This window comes from Microcoleus sp. MON1_C1, from assembly GCF_036701945.1.
Lineage (GTDB): Bacteria > Cyanobacteriota > Cyanobacteriia > Cyanobacteriales > Microcoleaceae > Microcoleus.
In genome coordinates this window covers 44,891-68,283 of record NZ_JAUBRO010000001.1, presented here as the reverse complement: position 1 = coordinate 68,283, position 23,393 = coordinate 44,891, and the positions used below count along the sequence as shown (strand labels likewise).

Below are 23,393 nucleotides of genomic sequence, written 5' to 3'. Positions count from 1 at the left end.
AGGTCATTTGAATCAAGCAACTAGAGCCGGAGTTTCAGCGGAGATAATTTGGTCGAAACTGTCGAAGATTTCAAAGAGTTGGTCGAGTTGAGTAATTTCAAAAATTAGCTTGACTGTGGCTGAGAGGTTGCAGATGACGAGGCGGCATCCCCGGTGGCGGGCGGCGTTGAGTCCGCCGACTAAGGCGCAGATCCCGGAACTGTCGATAAAATCTACGGCGGCCATGTCTATTACCCAGAGTTTGTGGCGTTCGGGGACAATCTCGGCTAGCTGTTGCTGGAGGAGGCTTCCGGCTTGGGAGTCGAGGCAGTTGTGAGGTTGAAGGATGATGTGTTGGTTGAAGTTGGGAAATTCCATAGCAGTTATCCTACCATCGTAAAGTATGAATAAGTGAGTTCAGTTGCTGATTCTGTTGAAAGAATCAGGGGATTTCAGCTAAGGTTTGAGGAAGGGCGATCGCCCTTGTGGGAATCGGTGGGGAGAGCCGTTGTGATAAATTTAGTAGGAAAACTGGCTAGCTATCGCGCAGAACGCAACGGCCACAATTATCTATTAGTCTAGTATGCCTGAAAGGCTAATTTTTAGTGGAACCAGCGATCGCCACAAGAGTGTGTTCTTCATCACAGCGAAAGATTGCACTATTGGCTGAATCGAGCCAATATATAAAAGTATTGAGCTTTGCAAAAGTTTACGAAGGCAGCATCCAATGTCTTTTGAGTTTTTATCGCTAGAGACTATTCAGAAATTTGCCCATGATTACGGCTATTGGGCAATATTTCTGGGAATTTTACTGGAAAATCTGGGAATTCCTCTCCCAGGTGAGACTATTACGATTGCTGGCGGGTTTTTAGCTGGTAGCGGGGAACTGAATTACTGGTTTGTGCTCGCGAGTGCGATCGGCGGTGCGACTGTGGGCGGAAATTTCGGTTATGCGATCGGCAGGTACGGTGGCTGGCCACTGCTGCTGAAGCTGGGACAATTTTTCCGCTTTCGAGAAGAACAACTGTTTGACTTAAAAGAACAGTTTAGCAAAAATGCAGCTAAAGCCGTATTTTTGGGCCGTTTCATCGCACTGCTGCGAATTTTTGCTAGCCCCCTAGCGGGTATTGCAGAAATGCCTTTTTGGAAATTTTCGCTGTTCAATGTTCTGGGTGCTGCAAGCTGGGCATCTGTAATGGTGAGTTTATCCTACTTCTTGGGACAAGTTGTGTCTTTGGAGAAATTGGTAGCTTGGGCCGCTCAATTTGCGGTATTTGCTTTGCTGTTAGCAGTTGCTTGGATTGCAATTCCTATTTGGTTGGAGTCGCGGAATTTGGACAAGACTAAATAAGATTGGTGGTTAGACTTTTTGCAAGAGTTCTGGATTTTCTGTTTTTAACTGCGGATGAACGCAAATGAACACAGATATTATCTATTTTTGTAAAAAGTCTAATGATTGCTAATCCCCTCTTAATAAATCAGGATTTCTGTCTCAAAATCAGCTCATTTGGAGCTATAAATTATGCCAGTAAAATAATTAATTGGGTAGTGAGTAATTCTGTCATGAATAGGGAAAATATTAGTCAATAAAGACTAAACTCCTTACTACCAGGCATTTCGATGGGTAATTAACATAACATCATATAAAGTGGAATTATTATCTCCAACAACTCAGGTGTTTGACACAGGAGATAAATTTGCGGATTATCGATCGCTATCAACAATACAAGAATAGGTATTAATCGGTCAACAAGTTATGAATGTGGATTGCTACCGTCGCGATGTGGCAGAAAGTTGGGGTTTTTCTTTCTACGGATAGGGGGAATTTCTGGAGTTGGCTAGGATGAATTTTCAGTGTCCAATCTCTGCTTAGTATGAGGATATTCCTGGGGTGAGTTAAAGAGGATTTCAAAAACTCGATCGCTCTAATTATCATTCACAGAATGCTGCGAACAAGGGAGGAGAAGAAGTGCGATCGCAATAATCATGGTGTTCGCTCAAAGGCGATGTAATACATACTCTAGCTCTTCAATTACTTTAAACAGTCCATTAGCAATATATTGAGGACTTACGTAATCAAGGGCGTTAAATCCAGGATTTGAGATTGCTTCACTAGGCTCTCTTCGGACATAAAATAGTAGTACGTGTCTAGATTCTCTGGATATCCCTGAATCCACCAATGAAACACCTTATTTACGGTGCAACCAAAAAAATCAGCAATTTTAGATTGATTATTTCGGTTATTTAGCAATAATAAAATTATAATTTTTCCTCTAATATCTCCTTTTTGTTCCTATTTTAATGCTTATTGCAGTTGCTCTATTTATTTGGGATTCAGATACTTTTGAGCGGCAATTTTTGCACTCCTTGACGGAAATAATTTTGAATTATACCGTATTTAAAGGCACAACAGCTTACTTCACTTTCATTGAAAATTGTAGCAACGAGTCATCAGTTGTGAATTCCTTTTTCTCTTTCTTCCTCTGTCTCCTCTGCGTCCTCTGCGTTTACTTTCAAAATTATAAATTTAACCGCAGATATACACAGATAAAGGCAGATTCAGATTGTCTGTTATTGCACAAAGCAAAGCGAAGCAATCTTCAGCCCCTGCGATTGCTTCTTACTAATTGCCCATTACCCATTATCCATTATCAATTCTCCTTTGCCCTCAATCACTTCCCCGATCGCGAACGCACCAATTCCCTGAGATTCAAACCATGTAACAGCCCGATCGACTTCTGTGCGATCGAGCAACAGCACAAACCCAATCCCCATATTAAAGGTATTGAACATATCTGCTGTGGCAACTTGGCCAGCTTCAGCAATCCACTGGAAAATTGGTAAATTTGGCCAGCTATTGCTGTCAATTTTCACAGATTGATTAACTCCCAAACAGCGGGGCAAATTTTCCGGCAAACCGCCGCCCGTAATGTGAGCCATGCCGTGAATATCTAAACCACTCTTAATTGCTTCGAGGACAGGTTTAACATAAATCGTAGTCGGAGTTAGCAGCACTTCTCCTAAACTTTTGCCACCTAACTTTTCGGGTTGGGAATTCCAGTCAAAACCCCCATCGCCCGCAATTTTTCTCACCAAACTAAAACCGTTGCTGTGTACGCCCGAACTCGCCAGCCCCACAGCCACATCTCCTACCCGCACCTGCGAACCGTCCAACAATTTGCTCTTTTCGACAATTCCCACGCAAAAACCAGCTAAATCGTACTCTCCCGGTTGGTAAAAACCGGGCATTTCTGCCGTTTCCCCGCCCAACAAAGCACAGCCCGCTTGCTTGCAACCGTCAGCTATCCCGGCCACCACCGCAGCTAATTGTTCGGGATTTAACTTTCCCGTCGCTAAATAATCGAGAAAAAAGAGGGGTTCGGCTCCGGATGTCAGCACGTCGTTGACGCACATCGCCACCAAGTCGATACCTACCGTGTCGTGGCGATCGAGATTGTGGGCCAATTTCAACTTAGTCCCAACGCCGTCAGTACCCGAAACCATAATCGGCTCTTTTAAACCCTCCGGAACGCTGAAAAACCCGCTAAACCCGCCGAATCCGCCCAAAACTCCCGATCTGTGCGTGCTCTTGACCATACTCCCGATGCGCGAGACAAAAGCTCTGCCCGCTTCAACATCCACACCTGCTTCTCGATAATCCATAAGTCCGCCAAATCGATTTCCAGTTTTTAGTTTATTCCCATAACAGTTGACAAACAGCTTTTTTCACACTAGCCATTCGCCAGCCCACAAAAGACAATGAATTTTTGTAAATTTTTGTAAATTTTTAGGGAATAACTGAAACGGCTGTAAGCACTGTAACTAAAGGATTTTATGATAGAGGGTTTGGAGAAAATTTGATGAAGATTTGGTGAAAATCGCGATCGCAGCGATCCCCAACCACAAAAGTTTGTGGTAGTCTGTTGCAGTTCGTGAACAAAACACAAATTGCGGATCGAGCATGAGTTGTCAAGTGTCAGGGAAGTTTCCGCCAATTTTTTTTGGGGCGGAAGCATTAAAGCAAAAACGCACCCCGATACTTTGCTTTGACTCACGGGGGAATGGCGAAGGGCAAGAGAGAAATCCTTGACGCCCGCCGCCAAATGGCCAATCCTCCAATCTCGGTTGGCAATGGCTATTCACAAAAATGGACGTATGAAGGAAAAATTTGTTGGTGGTCTACTCGCTGTCCTGTTAGTTCCTGTGGTAGGAACGGCATCCTCTTGTCACGCACAAGCAACAGGTGCCGACAACCAAAACTCTCCGGTTTCCGAGCAAGTAATTGCCACCCAACCGTCCCGGCAGTTAAACGCGAGTCGGGTCGAAGCGCAAAAAGTCGGACAGTATCAGTATCAAGCAAGAGCTGAAATTGCCCGAGACTCGATCGCCAAAATCCAGCCCCACGAGTTAGACGGGCGACAAGCAGCGACAGTCTACGTGCGAAACATTCCAGTCATCACCTTTCTGAACGCCAATCCGGAAACAAACACGAAAATGGGAGAGGCTGGCAACAGCCAAGCCGGTGCTAGCAGTCGGTCAAAAGTAGCGGGCGCCAGAGAAAATCCCAAAGTCGGAAACATTGCCAGCAACGACCGCAACCAAGAACCCGATTCAGTTTGGCGGGCATCAACCTTAGCAGCAAGACTCAACCAGCTAGCCCGCAACAACATCGATCCGAACAGCATTACCGTTAAGTGGGAAAAAGGCGATCGCTACATTATCCAGGCAAACGGCGAGGATTTGGTAAACATCAACGCCGAAACAATCCTCCCCGACAGCACCACCGACTTTAGCCGAGACGCCCTGCAAGCAACCAATCGCCTCCGCCGGCTTCTGGGCAACGCCCCACCCCTGGAAGAAGTCGCAGGCAAACCCCAACCCGAACCCCCCGTACTGTCTCTGGGCCCTGTTCAAGTGCGCCTCAGCGGCTGGGCTTCCTGGTACGGCCCGGGATTTGACGGCAACCTCAGCGCCAGCGGCGAGCGTTTCAACCAAAATGATTTGACCGCAGCCCACCGCCACTTGCCCTTTGGAACTAGAGTCATGGTGAGAAATCTCGACAACGGCCGCACCGTAGTCGTCCGCATTAACGACCGCGGCCCCTATGTAGGCGATCGGGTCATTGACTTGTCCGCCGGCGCCGCCAGCGTGCTGGGAATGATGAGCAGTGGCGTTGCGAGAGTGGAAATCGAAGTGATCGAACCGCCGCAGCCAACAAAAGTTGAACGCTGAACGTTAGTCTAAGGCAGAATACAAAAGTTATCCGAAGTGTAGAAGGCAGAAAGTAGAATAAAACTGACATCTTCCACCATATCTTTGTGGAAGAGGCCCGAAAGCCTGTTAAGGCAGGATGGTGGAAGATGTCAAGTCGAACAAATTCCGACAAACAAATTCTGCCTTCTGCAGAATGCCTTCAGGAGATTCTACCGGTGCGCCTGTTTACTACCATTGCAGCACTTCGCTGCTACTTAAATTTACAAAAGTCTGCTGCACCTCATTTGACAGTCGGTTTGGTGCCGACGATGGGAGCTTTGCACGCAGGACATCTGAGCTTGATCCAGCGGGCAAGGCAAGAAAATGCGATCGCCCTGGTCAGCATTTTTGTCAACCCGCTGCAATTTGGTCCGACAGAAGATTTTCAAGATTATCCTCGGAATTTCGAGCAAGACCGACTGTTGTGCGAACTAGCTGGGGTTGATGCCATATTTGCTCCCTCAGCAACGGAAATGTTCGGCCATCAAGCAGTCGGCGCAGAAACAGAGCAAACCGCCCAAAAACAGATAGAGATTCACCTTTCATCCTTAACTCAAGTAGTGCCGCCACCGGCGATGACATCGGTTTTGTGCGGCAAAGCAAGGCCCGGTCATTTTCAGGGCGTCGCGGCAATTGTTACTAAACTCTTGAGTTTGGTGCAACCGACAAAAGCTTATTTCGGTCAAAAAGACGCCCAGCAGTTAGCAATTATTCGGAAGCTGGTCTTTGATTTTAACTTGCCTGTAGAGATTGTCGCTTGTCCGATCGTCCGCGAAGAGTCGGGACTGGCAATGAGCTCTCGCAATCTGTATTTAACAGCAGAGCAAAAACAGCAAGCCTCCGTACTCTACCGCGCGCTGCAACAAGCCTCGGAAACTTTTTCTTCAGGGGACCGCACCGCAGCAGCCGCACTCGCTGCAGCCCGCGCAGCAGTCGCAGAAGAACCCGCAGTAAAGCTCGAATACGCCGAAATCGTCGATTCCGATACTCTGACGCCGTTGCAGGTTGTGGAAACAGCGGGACTTTTAGCCGTGGCTGCCAGAGTTGGCTCTACTCGCTTGATAGACAATATAATTCTCAGGAATCGCCGGCCCATTGTGGCGATCGACGGCCCGGCGGGAGCAGGCAAATCTACCGTAACTCGCCTTGCCGCAACTGCTTTGAACTTGTTTTATCTGGATACCGGTGCGATGTATCGGGCGCTGACTTGGCTGGCATTGAAAACAGACACGCCGATTTCCGACGAATGCGCGATCGCCGAATTAATCAGTTCGAGTTATTTGGAATACAACCTCGATCCCGCATCAAAGATGTTGAAGATTAACGGCGAAGACGTAACCGAGGCAATTCGCAGTTTGGAAGTGACATCCCGCGTCTCGGAAATGGCGGCAATTCCCGCCGTGCGGCAGTTTCTGGTGGAGGAACAGCGGCGCTGCGGCACAAAAGGCGGAATTATAGCAGAAGGCCGCGATATCGGCACTAACGTGTTTCCCGATGCGGAACTAAAGATTTTTTTGACGGCTTCGGTACAAGAGCGATCGCGCAGGCGACTGTTAGAACTTAAAGATAGCGATCGGGCTAATATTAGCTTGGCCCAATTGGAACAAGACATCGCCCTACGGGACGAAAAGGACAGCACCCGCGAGGTTGCACCTTTGCGTAAAGCGGCGGATGCTGTGGAAATTCAAACAGACAATCTGACTGTTGCTGAAGTTATCGAGCGGATTGTCGGCTTGTACAAAGAGAGAATCGGCCCTAAAAGTTAATTTTACGACCCTGGGGGCGCGCGATCGCCCTCATATCAAATCCGGTTAAACTCACATCTTGCGCCATTCTGGCTTAATAGGCTTTCCCGTCTATCCCACAAAGACTAAATTTTCTTGTGGCGTGGAATCTTCTAACCCGCCCTTGAAAGGCTTATTAACAATAGTGCAACATCTCAGGTTAAACTCACATCTTGCAGTGTCAGGTAGGGACGCGGGCTGATCCGGGCTGAGTCCCGAAGAATATCGTGTCATGAATCCGACTTGAGCGCCGTCCCCCTGGCTGGGGAAAAAGTTCAACCATCCCACGTTTGTATGGGTTAGGGGATTTCTGGCACACAAATCTTAAATTTTTTTATCCGGATGGACTTCCCCGCGATCGGTTATTTCCAGTAGCATTTTTAAGAACAGTCCAATTTAAGATTATTCTCTTAAGTGGATTAACTTGATATCAACATAAAATCTCAAATTAACTGTGCAAGGTGTGAAGGAGAGAATGACGTGAGAAAATTGAAACTGCTGTGGAGGCGGCGAAAAACTTTCATCGTTGGTTTTATGGCAGCCACAGGAAGTTTTTTGCTGGGTGTGACATGGCCACTTAACTTGCGGGCAAATCCGCCCTTGCAACCGATTCAGGCGCAAGTCTTGGCCGTATCCCAGTCCCAAGAACAACAGCCGATGTCCACTATTAATAAGTTCTCCGAGGCGATCGCCAATCGAGTAGAATTTTCGCAACAGGCTCTAGCCCAAGTGCAGGCAATCCGATTTCAATCAGCCGTACCGGATCAGTTTCAAGGTACAACCATTCGTCACGCGAAACTCGATTCCCAGCACAAGGCGATCGCCCTGACATTTGACGACGGCCCCTGGCCGAAAACCACTACACAAATCCTAGATATTCTCAAGGAAAATAATATTAAGGCTACATTTTTCTGGGTAGGAAAATACCTGAAAAATTCTCCCGAAATTGGCCAACAGGTCGCAGCAGCAGGTCACGCGATCGGCAACCACACTTGGAACCATGAATACCTTCAGTATAACGAAGACGGTGCCGCTCGCGAGATCGATCGCACTTCATCCTTAATTGAGGACTTGACCGGCATCCAAACATCAATGTTCCGCCCGCCAGGAGGCATTTTAAACAATGGATTGACAGCTTACGCTCAAAAGAAAAATTATGCAGTTGTGATGTGGTCTGCTGATTCTTTTGATTGGCGCACTCTTACGGAATCTTTAATCGACAACGTGATGAGGCAGGCAAATTCCGGCGGCATTGTGCTGATGCACGACGGCGGCGGCAATCGAGCAAGAACTGTCAAAGCTTTACCGGATATTATTGCTCGATTGAGAAAAGAAGGGTACAGTTTCGTAACAGTTCCCGAGTTATTGCAGATGCAAGAACAAGACTTAGAACAGCAGGAAACAGCACAAAAATAAAAATTTGGAAAAGTGGGACTTAACACCATTTTTCCATTTTTTTGTAGGTCGTGCGATCGATTTTTTCAGAACGATGGCTATATTCAGATACACAAATCGATCGACAATCGCTAGGCTATAACAGAGCATCAGTTCGATCGCAAGTCGATCGATCGCGTGGAGCAAACACAACGAGATGCCATCCCCCAACTACTAGCAATGGGTTTAACGTGGAACAAGTTGCCCACGCGCTTTCTCATGTCGCTGGAAGAGGTGCAGCGATTGGGATAAAGGGCCACTACTCCAAAATAAAGCGTTAGTGCAATTCAATCGATCGAAGCTGAGGAGTTCAGAGTATGCTCACACCCCGATATAACTCCTCGATCGGCATCTCCAGCCCAATACTCGGCAGCATCACCGGATCGCCTGCTTCATAAACCACCGTTTCCCACCGCAGGGAACTCGCATCTTGCACCCGACGACGACACTCCACCCGCATCTGGTTCTGCGCGATTAAAACATACTCTTCCAACGATTCAAGCTGTTGATAATCCTCAAACTTCTCACCGCGATCAAAGTTTTCCGTCGAAGGGGATAGCACCTCAGCAATCAACTTGGGATAACGCTTCACATAACGATCTTCGCGATCGCGCGGATCGCAGGTGACAAACGCATCTGGATAGTAGAAGAACGCATCCGCATAATTCACCTTGACATCAGCCGAAAAAAACTGACAGTCACCATCGCGCAGGTGAAGGTTAATCGCAGTTATAAAATTAATACAGAGACGGCTGTGGTCATCGCTACCTCCCGCCATCGCGTACACCAAACCGCGCCGATATTCATGCCGGACGGTATTATCGCGTTCGAGGGCAAGGTAATCTTCGGGGCTAAACCCAGACGGGATGGCAATCATAGCGTTAGAGGCCAAATCGATACATTCATTTTAGCCATATTACCAATTTAGGGTTGAATCTAAGGGCAAATCCTGCAACTGAGAATTCACCCAATTAGCCGCCGCCAAACCCGATCGCAAAGCACCCTCTATTTGACCTTCCCCGCACAAATCCCCCGCACAAACCAGCGGCAAATTCCTCCCAGCAGGCAAACAAGAAACCGGCAAAGGATTTCGACAAAAAGCATAGCGCCAGCGGTGAACCTGCAACCATTCCGGCTCTTTGATCCAAGGGATTAAATATTCAGCAGCTCTCGAAAGCAATTCCTGACCGACAGTTTCCAAATCAGCAGCTTCTAAATAGCGTTCTGCAAAATTTGCGCTGCTGTGAACCACAAACACTGGCTGTAGCGGATCGAGCCGTTTGCTGCTGTCCAAACCAACCCAAGCTAAATCAGAATTATCGGGAAAAGAAACAGATTTCCACTGCGGATTTAGATTACTTAAATCTGGCTGTTTTGTCGCAGAATAGCCAGCCATAACGCTAATGCAAGGGTCGTACTCCACAGAACGCAACTTGTCAACAAAATCAGATTTAAAACCAATTTCCGAATTCAAAAACATTAAAGCTTGAGGAGCCGGAATTGCTACTACAACAGCCTTAGCAATCAATTCTTGAGGAGTCTGTAAATTGTCATCAGTAACTTCTAGGGAAAGATGCCACATTTGGTTATCTGTAGTAGAAATAGCTTGTACGCGGCGGCTAAACCAAATCTCTAAATCCTCAGCCAGATACTTACCGATAGCATTCATACCCGCAGGTGCGACATAACAAGAACTAGCAATAGCAGAAAGTTTTCCCTGTCTGAATTCGCAGACAGTATCAGTCCAGAGTTTGAGGATATCCCGATCGACCAAAGCCTCAATTAACCCCTGCACCGCATCCCCCTGCGGTTCCAGATACCGCGCCCCGTGATCGGCCCTAGTACCCTGTACGCGGCGGGTAGCAACACGTCCCCCCGCGCCGCGAGATTTCTCAACAACCACCACAGAATAACCAGCTTGACGCAACCGTTGAGCGCAACTCAGCCCCGCCATACCCGCACCAATCACCGCAACATCGAACATAATCAATCAGTCAGCCTTGTGAATCTAAACATCAGCTTAAAGGCTGCGAGCTGAATTTGTACCTTACCGATGACTCAAAAGAGCCGTAGCTTGCGGGACCCGACGCCATCGTCCTGCACCAAGTAGTAGAATAAAGGACAGCACGAATCCATGATTAAGACCAGATCAAAAAATGCCACTGTAGGTAAATCCTAAATCCTCATGGTTGTCAATCAGCAGCAATCTAAAATCTAAAATCTAAAATCTAAAATCGAATAGGGGAGGGCAAAATTTTGGACGAACTCAGAGCAGCACTCGAATTGACAACAGAAGAAGAATTGCAGCAACTAACCGAACTTCTGTTCAGCCGCAAGTTTAACCCTTTAGATTACGTGCAAACCCCCGCACCGATAGATGTACAAAGTCGCGATCGCCAAGCATGGCTCGACGCGGTAGAACAGCGGTTTCGCTATCTTGCAGCCGACGGGTTGACGGTACTCAGAGGGCGAACCCAACAAGTTACTTACAGACAAGCACTAATTCAAGTTTGTCGCTATCTCAAAATCCCTTATCCCAGACAGTTGTCAACCACCGACTTAGAGGCAGAAGTATTTCTGCACTTAATGGGCCGCGCGTGGAAGCGTTTACCAGCAGATGAGCAGCAAGCGCTGACAGTTCGCGTACAGCGAGCGATCGTTGATTCTAAACTCTCAGAACCCCTGCCAATTTCTGCAGAAAAAGACCCGCTCGGTTTGCTGTTCAAAGGTGGCAGCGCTTTAGCTGTTAGTTCCATCTTAAAACCAATGCTGCTCAAACTAATGGCCAATCAATTTGCGCTGCATTTTGCCACCTATCAAATGGCAAAACAAGGAGTGCTTGCAGGTACTGCAACGGCAGCAACCCAGTTTCAAAATTATGTCGCAATTCAGACGGCGCGGCGCGGTATGGCGGTGAGTGCAGCTCGTTACGGTGCGACGCGGAGCGTATTTTCGTTGGTCGGCCCGGTGATGTGGACTTGGTTTTTAGCGGATTTGGGTTGGCGATCGATTTCCACGAACTACGGCCGCATTATCCCGACCATTTTTGCCTTAGCTCAAATTCGCCTGACGCGATCGGAATGCGTTTGGGAACTAGCTTAACGATGGTAGATTGTAGATTTTAGATTTGAGATTGGGAGTGTGGGTGAATATCAAAAATCGGTTGAAATTAGCTGCCAAACAGACAGCCGAAAATCTCAAGTCTCGCCTCCAAAAACATCCAGATCCCCGCCTGCAAATCCCTTGGAATTTCGCCCAAGTGGGGATGCTGATTTTTCCCTTAATCCCGATTTTGGGAGCTTTAGGTTTATTCCTGGGATTGGCCGGCACTTGCAAGCAAAAGTTCCGTCGAATTACTCGCCGCCCGTTGAATCGAGGATTCGCAATTCTGAGCGCGCTGCTAGTCATCACAGCGGTTTTTGCCCACAACCGCATTGAGGCTTTTGTAGGGTTGTACAATTTCTTGCCGTTCTTTATATTGTTTGCCGCTTTCAGCAGTTTAATTCAAACTTTGCCTCAATTGCGGCAATTGTCTTGGATGATTGTAATTAGTTCAATTCCAGTGATAATTTTAGGCCTGGGACAGCAATTTTTAGGCTGGAGCGGCATCGATCAATTGCAGCCTGTTTTTGGCTGGGTACTCGCACCCCAAGGCAATCCCCCCGGCCGTATGGCTTCTGTATTTATGTACGCTAATATTTTAGCTTGCTATCTGACAATTGCTTTTATTTTAGCACTGGGACTGTGGATGGAAGAAGTCAGTTGTCAGTTGGCAGTTGCCAGTCGTCACCACTTACCCATGCCCAATGCCCAATGCCCAATGCCCAATGCCCAATTCCTATTTTTAAGTTGTGCAGTGATCGGAAATGCTCTTGCTTTGATTTTTACTAATTCTCGCAATGCTTGGGTAATGGCAGTTTTGGCAGTTTTGGCTTTTGCATTTTATGCGGGTTATAAAAAATTATTAGCTGCGGTTTTGAGTGTGGCTAGCACAATTTTTTTGTCTGCCTTTGGCCCGGAACCACTGCGGCAATCTTTACGAAGAATTGTTCCGGCTTTCTTTTGGGCTAGACTCACCGACGAGATGTTCCCAAATCGGCCGGCTGCTACTTTGAGAAAAACTCAGTGGGAATTTGCTTGGTCTATGACTCAGCAGCGTCCTTGGACGGGTTGGGGACTGCGAAATTTTACGCCCCTCTATCAAGCTCAAATGCAAGAATGGCTTGGTCATCCTCACAGTTTGATACTGATGTTGACTGCGGAAACGGGAATACCGGCAACGCTTCTGTTGTGTAGTTTAGTTGGTTGGGTTTTGGCTAGGGGTGTTTTGCTGCTGGCGAATTGGCCCCTTTTTCGTGGGGAGATTAAACACGAGAAAATAGCAACACAGGAAGTAGCGAAAAATGCTTTATTTCTTCATAAAGAATCTATAGTTCCTATCACAAACCAGGTGGCTGATGAAGATGTAAGAGCGGTCGATCGCCTAATTTTTTTCAGTTATTTATTAGCCTTCGCCGCCTGTACGCTTTTTAACACTGTAGATGTGACGCTGTTTGATTTTCGACTCAATACTACAAGCTGGTTGCTGTTAGCGGCAATTTGCGGAGTCAGCCAGAGGAAATAAGCGATCGGGCATCGGGCATCGGGCATCGGGCATCGGGCATCGGTTATCGGTTATTGGTTATTGGTTATTAGAACGAACAACCAACAACCAACAACCCACTAATGACTAATGATGTATTCTGAAAATAATGTTGTACACTACCCTGAACTCCTTGCTGGCTAAAGGTTTCGGCATTTGGTGTACAACATTGGTCGCAAAATTTGCACGAGACATCAATGCTTTCAAGCATTTCTGGTGTACAACTTTATTTCATGTACACCAATGACTAATGACTAATGACTTCCTTTATTCTACCGTCACCGACTTCGCCAAATTTCGTGGCTGATCCACATCCAAACCCCGACGCGCCGCAATGTGATAAGCCAATAATTGCAGCGGAATCACTGTTACAATGGGTGACAACAATTCATCGACCAAAGGCACCGGCAAAATGTGGTCAAAAATATCGGCTTCCGCCACACCTTGCTTCGGCGTAACGCCAATTAAACGGGCGTCGCGCGCCTTCGCTTCTTGAGCGTTGGAAAGCACTTTTTCGTAGACACTTCCTGGCATCGCGATCGCCACTACGGGCACTTTCGCATCCAAAAGGGCGATCGGGCCATGTTTCATCTCTCCCGCCGGATATCCTTCGGCGTGAATGTAGCTAATTTCCTTCAGTTTCAGGGCCCCTTCCAAAGCAATCGGAAAGTTAATTCCCCGCCCCAAAAAAATAAAATCTTGGGTGTCTGTAAACTGGTGGGACAATTCCTCCACATACTGTTCTTGAATCTCCAGAAACTTCTCAATTTCGGCCGGCAACTGGCGCAAACCAGCAATAATTTCTGCCAATCTATCCGTGCTGATTGTTTGCCGCTGGTGCGCCAAATCCAAAGCTAAGAAATAGAATGCCATCAACTGAGTCACAAAAGTTTTAGTCGCAGCAACGCCGACTTCTATACCGGCGTGAGTATTGATTACCTGCGGCATCATGTGGGCGATCGAACTTTCGGTTCTGTTAGTAATGCCTAACATTCTCGCCCGAAATTTATCGGTAAAACCGGCGCGGCGCTGCTGTTCCATCCCCAAAGCAGCCAGTGTGTCCGCCGTTTCTCCCGACTGTGTTACCCCAATAGTTAAAGTATTTGCTGTTAGCGGTGCGGGCGCGTAGCGGTATTCAGAAGCGTACTGCACGGCCGTCGGAATATTAGCTAATTGTTCCAACAAATATTTGCCAATTAGCGAAGCGTGCCAGCTCGTGCCGCAGGCGAGAATTGAAATTTGTTCGACATCGGCGCAAAGTTCCTTGGGCAAGTTGAGATTGATGGGAGAGCGCGGATTTCCGGGCTGCCACTCGCTGTCTAAATAAGCCTCCAAACACGCTCTGACTACGGCGGGCTGTTCGTAAATCTCCTTGTGCATGAAGTGTTTGAAGCCTTGTTTTTCGACTAAAACCGGACTCCAACCAAGGATGCGCGGGCTTTTTTTCAGCCTTTCTCCTGCAAAGCTGTAAACTTCGACTCCCATCGGAGTTAGCCTTGCTAATTCGCCATTTTCCAAGGACAAAACAGTGCGGGTTTGAGATACTAAGGCCGGCGTGTCGGAAGCGCAGAAAAATTCGCCTGCACCAAAGCCAATCACCAAAGGAGCTTGCTGTCTGGCGACAATTATTTCCTCGGGAAAATCTGCACAGATAACGGCGATCGCAAAAGCTCCTTCTAATTTATTTACCGCCTTTAAAACAGTTTCCAAAAACGATAAATCAGCAACTTTTTCGGTTTTTTTATCTTTTCCTTCTTCGTTCTCCCTTCTTGCTTCTTTCAAAAGTTCAGCTATTAAATGAGGAATAACTTCTGTATCCGTATCCGAGACAAATTTATGTCCCTGTGCTTTCAATTCTTTCCGCAACTCGCGATAATTTTCGACAATTCCATTTTGAACTACCGCAATTCGCCCGCTATTATCCATGTGAGGGTGAGCGTTATATTCTTCTGGTTTGCCGTGAGTTGCCCAGCGGGTGTGTCCGATGCCGATGGGAGCGGGAGAGTCTATCTCTGCTAACTTTTCCCGGAGGTTGTGCAATTTGCCCTTTGCTCGGATGCAGGTAATTTCTCCTTCGGAGATGGTAGCGAGGCCCGCTGAATCGTAGCCCCGGTATTCTAGTTTCTCCAATCCTGCTAGCAAAATCTCGCTTGCTGCTTGCGTGCCGATATAGCCAACGATTCCGCACATTTAACGTACTACTCCTGCTTAGCGATCGCAATAAAACTCAAGTTTTATCATTTTTACCTTCTTCCGGTCCCAGAATGCAGATTCCGCGACAAAAAAAGAGGGGGCAATTAAATTGCCCCCTCTTTTGTGCCCCTAATTCGATCGGCGTGTCGATCGATTTTTAGTAAGCTAGACCCATACTGCGAGTGGTTTCGGCTCCCAGGTAAACCCGGATGCTGAGAAAATCGGTAGGGCAAGCAGTTTCGCAACGCTTGCAGCCTACACAGTCTTCGGTGCGGGGAGAAGAGGCAATCTGAGCTGCTTTGCAGCCATCCCAGGGCACCATCTCCAAAACGTCAGTCGGACAAGCGCGGACGCATTGAGTGCAGCCGATGCAAGTATCGTAAATTTTGACTGAATGAGACATTGAATAAAGGCTCCCAACGAGTCACTAAAAATTTGCTTGCTCTGCGAATTAACAGATTTGACGGCGAGATGCCACCGCTATAGCCTGCACAGAGAATTAAAGGTTAGTCTACCGCAGTGCCTGGAAGCACTTCGCGAAAAAGCGACAAAACTTCACAGTTATTCACGCTGGGACTCTGATAGAACCCATTTGGGATCTCAATCATTCGCCAACCGTTTGAGCATCAGCCTTATGAAATACAAATTGAGTTTCGCAGTGACATTGGTGAGAGTCTGCTCAAAGTGCTTGACTAAACTCTTACAGCTTTACATCCAAGGATTTGACCGTTCAATCACGAGCGCGAATTGCCACCACGACAAATCCAGTTTTCCCCTCCAGCGCCATTTTTTCGGCTTTCGTTAGTTTCCGTGCGAGTTTAAACCGGATCTGGGTCATAATCTGGGGATAGAGTTTTTACTTTCTCTGGGATGAGCCGAGCCGGGTGATACCCCTTGCCCTTGCCCTTGCAGAACGATCGTCTTCGGAATATTGACGAGCCCGAGTGTGAAAGTAATCGCAGTGGTGAATCAACATTTCATCAAGCCACAGTCCTCGATCACACTGGTTTTTGTGCAAGGGATCTGAGATATTGCACCATTATCAATAACCCTTCTATGGGCGGGCTCTCATGCCCACCCCACAAGAAAATGCACTTGTTGTGGAACAGGCATCTTGCCTGTTGTTAAGAATGGTGCAAAATGTGCAATGGATAAAAAACAGCAAGCTGACTGGTATCAACGGCTAGATGTTGTTTGATGGCATTGGTGCATTTGTAATGGCAGAAGCCTGGAGACTCGACACTCGCAAATTGCACGTATTTTTCGCCGCTACACGGAGCTATTAGAGGATTTCTAGCCGTTTGTCAATCAATTTTACGCTGTGAGGTAATGAAGGGAGATCGGGGAGCCAAGAAGAAACCCACGAGACTAGCGAAGAGAATCGGTGTAAAAGTGCTAAATCCTGTTAATTTGGCGAGTAGCAGAGTTGTACTAATTGGAGTCCGAGTAACTGTTGAATTCAGAGCAGCCATTACACAAATCATTGCCAAAGTCTCGTTGGACGCGGGATTAATGATAGCGATTGCCTTTCCTAAACAGGCTCCTATAAAAAACAGTGGGATGATAATCCCTCCCCGCCAGCCTCCATTTACGGTCGTACTAATGGCAAACACTTTAGCAATAACTAAAGTTAAGAGAAATCCCAAAGAAAAGTTTCCCTCAACAATTTTTTCAATTTGATGTTCGCCAAAGAAACGAGTGAGCGGAAATAAAGCTGATAAAACACCCAGTGCTAGCCCAGCTAAAGTAGTTCGCACATAGATGGGACTGCGTATTGAATCAAACAAGCGACCAACACTGCGAAATACAGCGATAAAAAACCACCCCATAATTGCCCCTACGATTCCATAAGCCATCGCTGCGGCAAAGTCATAAAGGCTGTCCACATTGTATTGAGGAAAATGCCAGGTAGGGCCAATTCCAAGCTGGGTAATTCCTACAAAGATGGTGTAACTTGCACAACTTGCCACCACCGCCGGCAATATTGCTTCAAAATACTCCACAACATTTTGATGGTGCAGGATTTCTAAAGCAAAAAAAGTACCCCCCAAAGGAGCACCGAACAAAACTGTAAAACCAGATGCCATGCCAGCAATACTCAAAGTTCGTAGTGCCTCTCCAGTCAATTTAAAGCGATCGGCCAACCATGTACCAATTGAACCTGTGACTTGCACCATTGGCGCTTCTGGACCAGCACTGCCTCCACTTGCAATACTAATTAGCGACGACAGAATCATCGAAGGATTTTCGTTCATGGGTAACCGCCCACCATTGAGATGAATATTGTCAATAATCAACCCTATTTCGCCAGGATTTCCCAGCCAATGAATGAGCAAACCGATGAGCAAACCAGCAAGGGGCATAATAATTAGTAGAGAAACTCCACTAAAATATTCAAATCCCTGCATTATGTAAGACAAAAACATCCAATAAGTTGCAGCAAATAAACCACAAATTATTCCTAGCATTGCCCATAGCAATACCGAACGTGTGAGATTTACTGGGTTTCGTTTCATTCCTTATTCCTTGTCAAGAGCTAGCCAGTTAGGAAGTGTTAAAAAAATATTTTGTGTAATGGTATACAACTTCTGTTTCTGTTATCTGCATATTAACCTACTAACCACCACACTTGCTATTGAGTGTAAATCTGGCTATCGAATGCGCTCTAACAATCGCAGTCAAACAAGGGCTGACAACGAACTCAGGCACAGGTTATCAGTGGTGTAGCCCCCTTGCAACGCCGTCCGTTGAAGCCCCCGCCGTTAGACTGCTTCATCTTTTGGTGGTGTCAATAGCTTAAAAAACCAATTTGGGATGTCAGATGAGGAGCTAAGAGCGGAAATAAATGGCATAGTCCAGCAGCTTAACCGACAAAGAGTCAGAACTCCGCAGCGCTATTGTTGCCCCACAAGAAGAAGACTAGACTACCTATCCGCACAAAAGGACAAATTTTGGCTGGCATCTTCTATCAACTCCAGAATGTATGAGCGCGATCGAGCTTCCCGCTAGCATTCGGGTATAATTCCGATCTAACGGGATTGCATCTTAGAAAGAACCAAAATCCTTACTACAAACCTGGATTGGATATTAGAAAGGACTAAAGTCCTTACTACAAAGCGGCGCAAATCGATCGACTAAAAGCCTAATTTTTCTAACACGGGCTTAGTTGAAACAATATGTCGATCGAGCCCTAGTTTTTTTGGCTCCACACCCAAAGCCAAAGCCACCAATTGCGACAAATGCAACACCGGCAAACTCAATTTGTGCCCGATTACTTTTTCCACCTCCGGCTGTCGCGAATCCAAATTCAAGTGACAAAGCGGACAAGGCGTTACCATACAATCAGCGCCATTGTCAAGAGCATCTTGAATATGTTTGCCTGCCATCTGAAAAGATTGGTTAGTGGCATAACTCGCCAACGGCCAGCCGCAGCACTGCGTCCGCCCTCGATAGTAAACCGGAGTTGCCCCGATCGCCCGAAACACATTTTCCATCGATTCGGGTTGGTGCGGGTCATCGTAAAGCAGCTTATCCTGAGCTCGCAGCAGGTAGCATCCGTAAAAAGACGCGCACTTCAAGCCCGAAAGCTTGCGGGTGACTCGCTTCTGCACCTCGTCGAGCCCGTAATCGGCAACGATCGCCCACAACAGATGTTTCACCTCGGTACTGCCTTGATAAGGCGAACAGCCTTGTTTTTTGAGTAAACCGTTGACTTTTTCTATGTAGTTGGGATCGGTTTTTTGGCAATCCTTAAGGCGATCGTCCACATGACCAATTACGCCTTGACAAGTGCTGCAATGCGTCAGCAAAGGCAGATTCAGTTCCTCAGCCAAAGCAATATTGCGAGCGTTGACAGTATCTTCGAGTAACTGCGAATCTTCCTTGAAAGTGCCAGAACCGCAGCAAGAAGCTTTTTTGAGTTCCACCAGTTCAATCCCCAACGCTTGAGTGAGGGCTTGGGTAGACAGGTAAAGTTCGCGGGCAGCCCCTTGGGCTACGCAACCGGGAAAGTAAGCATATCTGAGAGTTTGGGATGGCATAGTCGTTTCTGCTGGGGACACAAGGTTCGGGAAAAGAAACTTGAGCCATCGAAGTCGGGAGGCTTCCTGCTTAGTTTTCCCTCTTTATAATTAACGTAATCACCGCCTAGCTAGGAGCTAATTGTCAGCTTTTCTGAAGCATTTTGAGTTGATGACTGACGCACCATCGACCAAAAATCCGGTTCCTCAACGTTATCAGGTGGCTAAAGGAGATGATTGATTTTGGGCTATTGGGTTTTTTTTTGCCTTAGTCCTAGAGTTGCTGCGATCGTCCGTGTCCCAATTGTCGCTGGCCCGTGTCACTTAGAAAAGCGGCCAGCCTTTCTCCTGCAGATCCCCCTTTCGGATAAGATTAGATACGCAGCAACCAATGAGGACACGATGTTATGAGCCAAGACGACATTTTTGCTAGAGTCCAGAAAATTGTGGCAGAGCAACTGGAAGTCGATAAGAGCGAAGTCAAGCCCGAAGCCAACTTTGCTAACGATTTAGGAGCAGATTCCTTAGATACTGTAGAGCTGGTCATGGCTTTGGAAGAAGAGTTTGATATTGAAATTCCCGACGAAGCAGCCGAAGGAATTACTACGGTTCAAGCTTCTGTAGATTTCATCAGCAGCAAACTTGCAGCTCCAAAAGCATAAAATACCTGTCTTTTCCCCTAAGAGGAGAAAAGTTAGAAAACTGGAAACTCCTCTTTTGTTCTGCGTTCTGGGTGTTTAATTTTTTGAAACTGAAATCATGACAAATTTAGAGCGTAAGCGCGTTGTTATCACGGGTCTCGGCGCGATTACACCGATCGGCAATACCTTGTCCGAATATTGGGACGGGTTGCTTGCCGGGAAGAATGGTATAGGCCCGATCACCTTATTCGACTCGTCGCGGCACGACTGCCGCTTTGCCGCAGAGGTGAAGGGTTTCGACCCACACGACTATTTAGAGCGCAAGGAAGCAAAGCGCATGGATCGCTTTGCTCAATTTGGGGTGTCAGCGAGCAAACAAGCTATTGCTGATGCAAAGTTTGAGATTAACGACCTGAACGCAGAACAGGTGGGTGTCATTCTTGGCACTGGCATTGGTGGCCTGAAGGTTTTGGAAGAGCAGCAAGAGATCTATCTAAATCGCGGCCCCGATCGATGCAGCCCGTTTATGATTCCCATGATGATTGCGAATATGGCCGCGGGGCTGACGGCGATTCACACGGGGGCTAAGGGGCCAAACTCTTGCACGGTGACGGCCTGCGCTGCCGGGTCAAATGCCGTGGGCGATGCGTTTCGCTTAGTTCAGGGGGGTTACGCCCAAGCCATGATTTGCGGCGGTACGGAAGCTGCAGTGACACCTTTGTGCGTCGCTGGTTTTGCTGCGGCGAGGGCGCTTTCGACTCGCAACGATGACCCGACTCATGCTTCTCGTCCGTTCGATCGCGATCGTGATGGTTTTGTCGTCGGCGAAGGTGCTGGCATTCTGATTCTAGAAGAAATGGAACACGCTCTGGCGCGTGGCGCGAAGATTTACGCAGAAATCGTCGGCTACGGTTCAACTTGCGATGCGTATCACATGACTTCTCCGGTACCGGGGGGGGAAGGTGCGTCGCGGGCGATGGCTTTAGCGCTCAAGGATGCGGGTTTGACGCCGGATCAAGTGAGCTATATCAACGCTCACGGCACGAGCACGCTTCCCAACGATTCTACGGAAACGAAAGCGATTAAAAAGACTTTGGGAGACCATGCTTACAAAATAGCAATTAGTTCTACCAAGTCGATGACCGGCCATCTTTTGGGCGGTTCTGGGGGAATTGAGGCGGTGGCGACGGTAATGTCGATCGCCAATGACAAAATCCCGCCGACAATTAATCTGGAAAATCCCGATCCTGAGTGCGATTTGGATTATGTTCCTCATACAAGCCGCGATCTAAAAGTTGATGTGGCGCTGTCGAATTCTTTTGGATTTGGCGGCCACAACGTGACTCTGGCATTCAAGAAGTTTGTTCAGTAACGGCTAATCCGAAAATCGAGAGTTAAAAGGTAAAAAAATATTTTTTTACCTTTGTAGGGTAGGCATCTTGCCTGCCCTAACTTTCTGAAGTATAATCCGAGCGATCGTATGAATCAACCAATTATTCGATTTTTGACAACCAAAGAATTATAAAAATCTACGGTGATATCAAAACTACCAGAATGTGCTGACATCGAAAAATTTTTTGGGTTGGCAGCGCCGGAAATCGAAGCTTGGATTATTATTGCTGATTGCAATAATTCAATAGCTAAACATTCAGATTTTAGAGGCAGACATTAACGGGTGCGTTGGTGGCTAAGTACACAAAGAAAACTTTCTTTTGATCCTCCAGAATCACTTAGTGAATATGATTCTAAAAGAGATGGCTGTCGAGAAAAACTATCAGAAGCTTTAATTGAGTCAAGTGTTCAAGATGAAGTCGATCGCGATAAAGCACGCTTTTCTAAAGGATTACATACTCCTTTGCTCTTGATAGAAATCGATCCGAAGGAAGTTGAAAAAAAATGTCCGTTATTTCGCGAACTCTATAACTATCTCAATAATTTTTGTCGTTCTTCTTAGCTTATTCTCCCGGCAATAACTCCAACCGATATCGGTACAAAGCCACAGGATGCCCTCCAGCAGCAAAATAATCCGGGTCTTGCGGCGACAAATAAATCGCTGTCACCTGATCCGCCTCAATTCTTTTACTCGCAGAATCGCCATTTTTCCCGCCTCCAACAACTTGATAAGCCGTTGTTGTTTCCACCTCGTTTAAATAAATATCAGACTCTCCCCGAAACACTTGCTGAGAAATCTCTGTAGACACAAACTCACGAGGATTCGGCGTCTCAGTTCCCCGACTGGTAACAATCGAAATTAATTGGCGTTCCCCTTTCAAAACAGTAATTTGGCTGTTGGGATTGGTCGGATCGACTTTCACCGAAAGTACGCCACCATCGCCTAAATAAGCCTTGGCAATGTTCAAACCGTTAAAAGTGCGATCGGCTACAATCTTTGTAGCTTTTTTAGATGTATTATTATAAATAAAATCAATATTTTTTTCCGGTTGAAATCGCACTTTAAATAATACTGGCTGCTGCAAATATTGGCGATTGCTTTCAAATCCTGGGGTGACAATATTTGGCGCTAAAGGAGCCGCTAAATCCACCAAAGTGCTAGCAACATTCCAATTCCCCGCCATCCAGTCGGGATATACCAAATCTCCCTTAGCTACAGCGATAGGAGGCTTGCTTTCCCAATTCGGAAAACTTGATATGCGATCGCCCAAAACCCCCGCTCTCGCAACGCCACCCCACAGCAGTACCGCCAAAACCAGACAAAAACCCCAAATTACCTTCATACCACATTACATTCAAACAACTAACCTTCTGTCTCTCTTTCTCTTCTTTATCTCTTCTCTGCGTTCTCTGCGCCCTCTGCGGTTCATTAATTCAAAAATTGGACAACAAATCAGTTAAACATCATATTTTATACCATTTTCATAAACAGGCAAGATGCCTGTTGCACAAAAATAAATGTTCTGCTTGTGGGGAGTAGGGGTTGGACAGGCTCTCCCGCCCCCACTACGCAATTTAAAGGTGGAAAAGCCTATGTTTTAAAGCGTCTCAACAGGTGCGGGTTCCCACACCTCTCCGTATTTCTCCTTCAATTGGTGCCAGTTTTCCACCTGTCCTAGTTCGTATTCCCCGGGCTTTCCCCACTGCAAAAACGCGCTCAAAGCAGCATCATTTTGTTCGTCCAGAAAACGGATTGCATAAGTAGTAAAATTGCCTCTTTTCGCCTCGCCAGTTTCAAACTTCACCTGTTTGATTTTGTCCATATTCAGGTGAAACTCAAATATTTCGGCGTGCATATTGGCATACTTACCCTTCGGCAACTCCGCATAAAACAGCTTGTGAATTGAACCGCGCACTTCCAGCACAGCCGCGCTGCTAGTCACGATTAAACGCAGCGTTCCCAATTGTTCGCAAGCTTCCAAGAATTCTTTCAGAGTCGCAGTCATATCAATTTTGGATTGTGGATTGTGGATTTGGGATTAAATCGATAAGAAGA

20 protein-coding genes are annotated in these 23,393 nt (G+C 46.9%); 10 read left to right on the top strand and 10 right to left on the bottom strand.

The window, feature by feature from the left end:
* Positions 1-12: 12 nt before the first annotated feature.
* Positions 13-357 (bottom strand): STAS domain-containing protein, encoded by a 345-nt coding sequence (locus QUA62_RS00275; protein ID WP_190659317.1) that lies wholly within the window; start codon positions 355-357, stop codon positions 13-15.
* 33 nt (positions 358-390) lie between these two features.
* On the opposite strand from QUA62_RS00275, the gene QUA62_RS00270 reads away from it, so the two are divergent.
* Both QUA62_RS00270 and QUA62_RS00265 read left to right on the top strand, forming a co-directional pair.
* A complete protein-coding gene (locus QUA62_RS00270) occupies positions 391-561 on the top strand; it encodes a hypothetical protein (RefSeq protein WP_190659319.1) in 171 nt (56 codons plus the stop codon).
* A 145-nt stretch (positions 562-706) separates the two neighbouring features.
* Complete coding sequence (locus tag QUA62_RS00265; RefSeq protein ID WP_333218170.1) at positions 707-1,330, top strand: DedA family protein; 624 nt, start codon at positions 707-709, stop codon at positions 1,328-1,330.
* Positions 1,331-2,613: 1,283 nt separating this feature from the next.
* Here the strand turns inward: QUA62_RS00265 and purM are convergent.
* Complete coding sequence (purM, locus tag QUA62_RS00260; RefSeq protein WP_333401889.1) at positions 2,614-3,642, bottom strand: phosphoribosylformylglycinamidine cyclo-ligase; 1,029 nt, start codon at positions 3,640-3,642, stop codon at positions 2,614-2,616.
* 492 nt (positions 3,643-4,134) lie between these two features.
* Here purM and QUA62_RS00255 point away from each other — a divergent pair, with 492 nt between their 5' ends.
* The 3 genes from QUA62_RS00255 to QUA62_RS00245 all read left to right on the top strand — a co-directional run bounded on the left by QUA62_RS00255 (position 4,135) and on the right by QUA62_RS00245 (position 8,432).
* On the top strand, positions 4,135-5,211 hold the full coding sequence (locus QUA62_RS00255) for a septal ring lytic transglycosylase RlpA family protein (RefSeq protein ID WP_333401888.1): 1,077 nt from the start codon (positions 4,135-4,137) through the stop codon (positions 5,209-5,211).
* A gap of 197 nt (positions 5,212-5,408) precedes the next feature.
* Positions 5,409-6,998: a bifunctional pantoate--beta-alanine ligase/(d)CMP kinase gene (locus tag QUA62_RS00250; protein ID WP_333402030.1), complete on the top strand. Its 1,590-nt coding sequence runs from the start codon at positions 5,409-5,411 to the stop codon at positions 6,996-6,998.
* Between the two features lie 498 nt (positions 6,999-7,496).
* On the top strand, positions 7,497-8,432 hold the full coding sequence (locus QUA62_RS00245; protein ID WP_333401887.1) for a polysaccharide deacetylase family protein: 936 nt from the start codon (positions 7,497-7,499) through the stop codon (positions 8,430-8,432).
* A gap of 328 nt (positions 8,433-8,760) precedes the next feature.
* Here the strand turns inward: QUA62_RS00245 and QUA62_RS00240 are convergent, their stop codons facing one another.
* A complete protein-coding gene (locus tag QUA62_RS00240) occupies positions 8,761-9,342 on the bottom strand; it encodes a Uma2 family endonuclease (protein WP_445301624.1) in 582 nt (193 codons plus the stop codon).
* A gap of 24 nt (positions 9,343-9,366) precedes the next feature.
* Positions 9,367-10,434, bottom strand: coding sequence for an FAD-dependent oxidoreductase (locus QUA62_RS00235; RefSeq protein ID WP_333401886.1), 1,068 nt, complete (start codon positions 10,432-10,434; stop codon positions 9,367-9,369).
* Between the two features lie 272 nt (positions 10,435-10,706).
* Here QUA62_RS00235 and QUA62_RS00230 point away from each other — a divergent pair, with 272 nt between their 5' ends.
* Entirely contained in the window at positions 10,707-11,552 is an 846-nt protein-coding gene (locus QUA62_RS00230; RefSeq protein WP_190659331.1) for a YaaW family protein, read from the top strand.
* Between the two features lie 43 nt (positions 11,553-11,595).
* Positions 11,596-13,074, top strand: coding sequence for an O-antigen ligase family protein (locus tag QUA62_RS00225; RefSeq protein ID WP_333401885.1), 1,479 nt, complete (start codon positions 11,596-11,598; stop codon positions 13,072-13,074).
* Between the two features lie 285 nt (positions 13,075-13,359).
* Here the strand turns inward: QUA62_RS00225 and glmS are convergent, their stop codons facing one another.
* The 4 genes from glmS to QUA62_RS00205 form a co-directional block, all read right to left on the bottom strand.
* Entirely contained in the window at positions 13,360-15,282 is a 1,923-nt protein-coding gene (glmS, locus tag QUA62_RS00220) for a glutamine--fructose-6-phosphate transaminase (isomerizing) (protein ID WP_333401884.1), read from the bottom strand.
* 160 nt (positions 15,283-15,442) lie between these two features.
* Positions 15,443-15,688 carry a photosystem I iron-sulfur center protein PsaC gene (psaC, locus tag QUA62_RS00215; RefSeq protein WP_015175986.1) on the bottom strand — a complete coding sequence of 82 codons (246 nt, stop codon included), beginning with the start codon at positions 15,686-15,688 and terminating at the stop codon, positions 15,443-15,445.
* 901 nt (positions 15,689-16,589) lie between these two features.
* Entirely contained in the window at positions 16,590-17,801 is a 1,212-nt protein-coding gene (locus QUA62_RS00210; protein ID WP_333401883.1) for a chloride channel protein, read from the bottom strand.
* Positions 17,802-18,419: 618 nt separating this feature from the next.
* Entirely contained in the window at positions 18,420-19,325 is a 906-nt protein-coding gene (locus QUA62_RS00205; RefSeq protein ID WP_333401882.1) for a CoB--CoM heterodisulfide reductase iron-sulfur subunit B family protein, read from the bottom strand.
* Positions 19,326-19,711: 386 nt separating this feature from the next.
* Between QUA62_RS00205 and acpP the strand changes: the two genes are divergently transcribed.
* The 3 genes from acpP (at position 19,712) to QUA62_RS00190 (ending at position 21,899) form a co-directional block, all read left to right on the top strand.
* Positions 19,712-19,966, top strand: a complete 255-nt coding sequence (gene acpP / locus QUA62_RS00200; RefSeq protein ID WP_006633716.1) for an acyl carrier protein — start codon at positions 19,712-19,714, stop codon at positions 19,964-19,966.
* Positions 19,967-20,063: 97 nt separating this feature from the next.
* On the top strand, positions 20,064-21,317 hold the full coding sequence (gene fabF, locus QUA62_RS00195; protein ID WP_333286919.1) for a beta-ketoacyl-ACP synthase II: 1,254 nt from the start codon (positions 20,064-20,066) through the stop codon (positions 21,315-21,317).
* Between the two features lie 303 nt (positions 21,318-21,620).
* Positions 21,621-21,899, top strand: coding sequence for a hypothetical protein (locus tag QUA62_RS00190; RefSeq protein WP_333401881.1), 279 nt, complete (start codon positions 21,621-21,623; stop codon positions 21,897-21,899).
* A 1-nt stretch (position 21,900) separates the two neighbouring features.
* On the opposite strand, the gene QUA62_RS00185 is transcribed toward QUA62_RS00190, so the two are convergent.
* Positions 21,901-22,680, bottom strand: coding sequence for a DUF6816 family protein (locus tag QUA62_RS00185; RefSeq protein ID WP_333401880.1), 780 nt, complete (start codon positions 22,678-22,680; stop codon positions 21,901-21,903).
* A 255-nt stretch (positions 22,681-22,935) separates the two neighbouring features.
* Positions 22,936-23,343 carry a ChuX/HutX family heme-like substrate-binding protein gene (locus QUA62_RS00180; protein ID WP_333401879.1) on the bottom strand — a complete coding sequence of 136 codons (408 nt, stop codon included), beginning with the start codon at positions 23,341-23,343 and terminating at the stop codon, positions 22,936-22,938.
* Positions 23,344-23,393: the final 50 nt, after the last annotated feature.

Excerpts from the sequence above, each read along its gene's own strand:
- purM (WP_333401889.1), bottom strand. The coding sequence starts at position 3,642 with ATGGATTATCGAGAAGCAGGTGTGGATGTTGAAGCGGGCAGAGCTTTT.
- fabF (WP_333286919.1), top strand. The coding sequence starts at position 20,064 with ATGACAAATTTAGAGCGTAAGCGCGTTGTTATCACGGGTCTCGGCGCG.
- QUA62_RS00235 (WP_333401886.1), bottom strand. The coding sequence starts at position 10,434 with ATGTTCGATGTTGCGGTGATTGGTGCGGGTATGGCGGGGCTGAGTTGC.
- psaC (WP_015175986.1), bottom strand. The coding sequence starts at position 15,688 with ATGTCTCATTCAGTCAAAATTTACGATACTTGCATCGGCTGCACTCAA.
- QUA62_RS00275 (WP_190659317.1), bottom strand. The coding sequence starts at position 357 with ATGGAATTTCCCAACTTCAACCAACACATCATCCTTCAACCTCACAAC.
- QUA62_RS00265 (WP_333218170.1), top strand. The coding sequence starts at position 707 with ATGTCTTTTGAGTTTTTATCGCTAGAGACTATTCAGAAATTTGCCCAT.
- QUA62_RS00205 (WP_333401882.1), bottom strand. The coding sequence starts at position 19,325 with ATGCCATCCCAAACTCTCAGATATGCTTACTTTCCCGGTTGCGTAGCC.
- acpP (WP_006633716.1), top strand. The coding sequence starts at position 19,712 with ATGAGCCAAGACGACATTTTTGCTAGAGTCCAGAAAATTGTGGCAGAG.
- QUA62_RS00185 (WP_333401880.1), bottom strand. The coding sequence starts at position 22,680 with ATGAAGGTAATTTGGGGTTTTTGTCTGGTTTTGGCGGTACTGCTGTGG.
- glmS (WP_333401884.1), bottom strand. The coding sequence starts at position 15,282 with ATGTGCGGAATCGTTGGCTATATCGGCACGCAAGCAGCAAGCGAGATT.
- QUA62_RS00180 (WP_333401879.1), bottom strand. The coding sequence starts at position 23,343 with ATGACTGCGACTCTGAAAGAATTCTTGGAAGCTTGCGAACAATTGGGA.
- QUA62_RS00255 (WP_333401888.1), top strand. The coding sequence starts at position 4,135 with ATGAAGGAAAAATTTGTTGGTGGTCTACTCGCTGTCCTGTTAGTTCCT.
- QUA62_RS00210 (WP_333401883.1), bottom strand. The coding sequence starts at position 17,801 with ATGAAACGAAACCCAGTAAATCTCACACGTTCGGTATTGCTATGGGCA.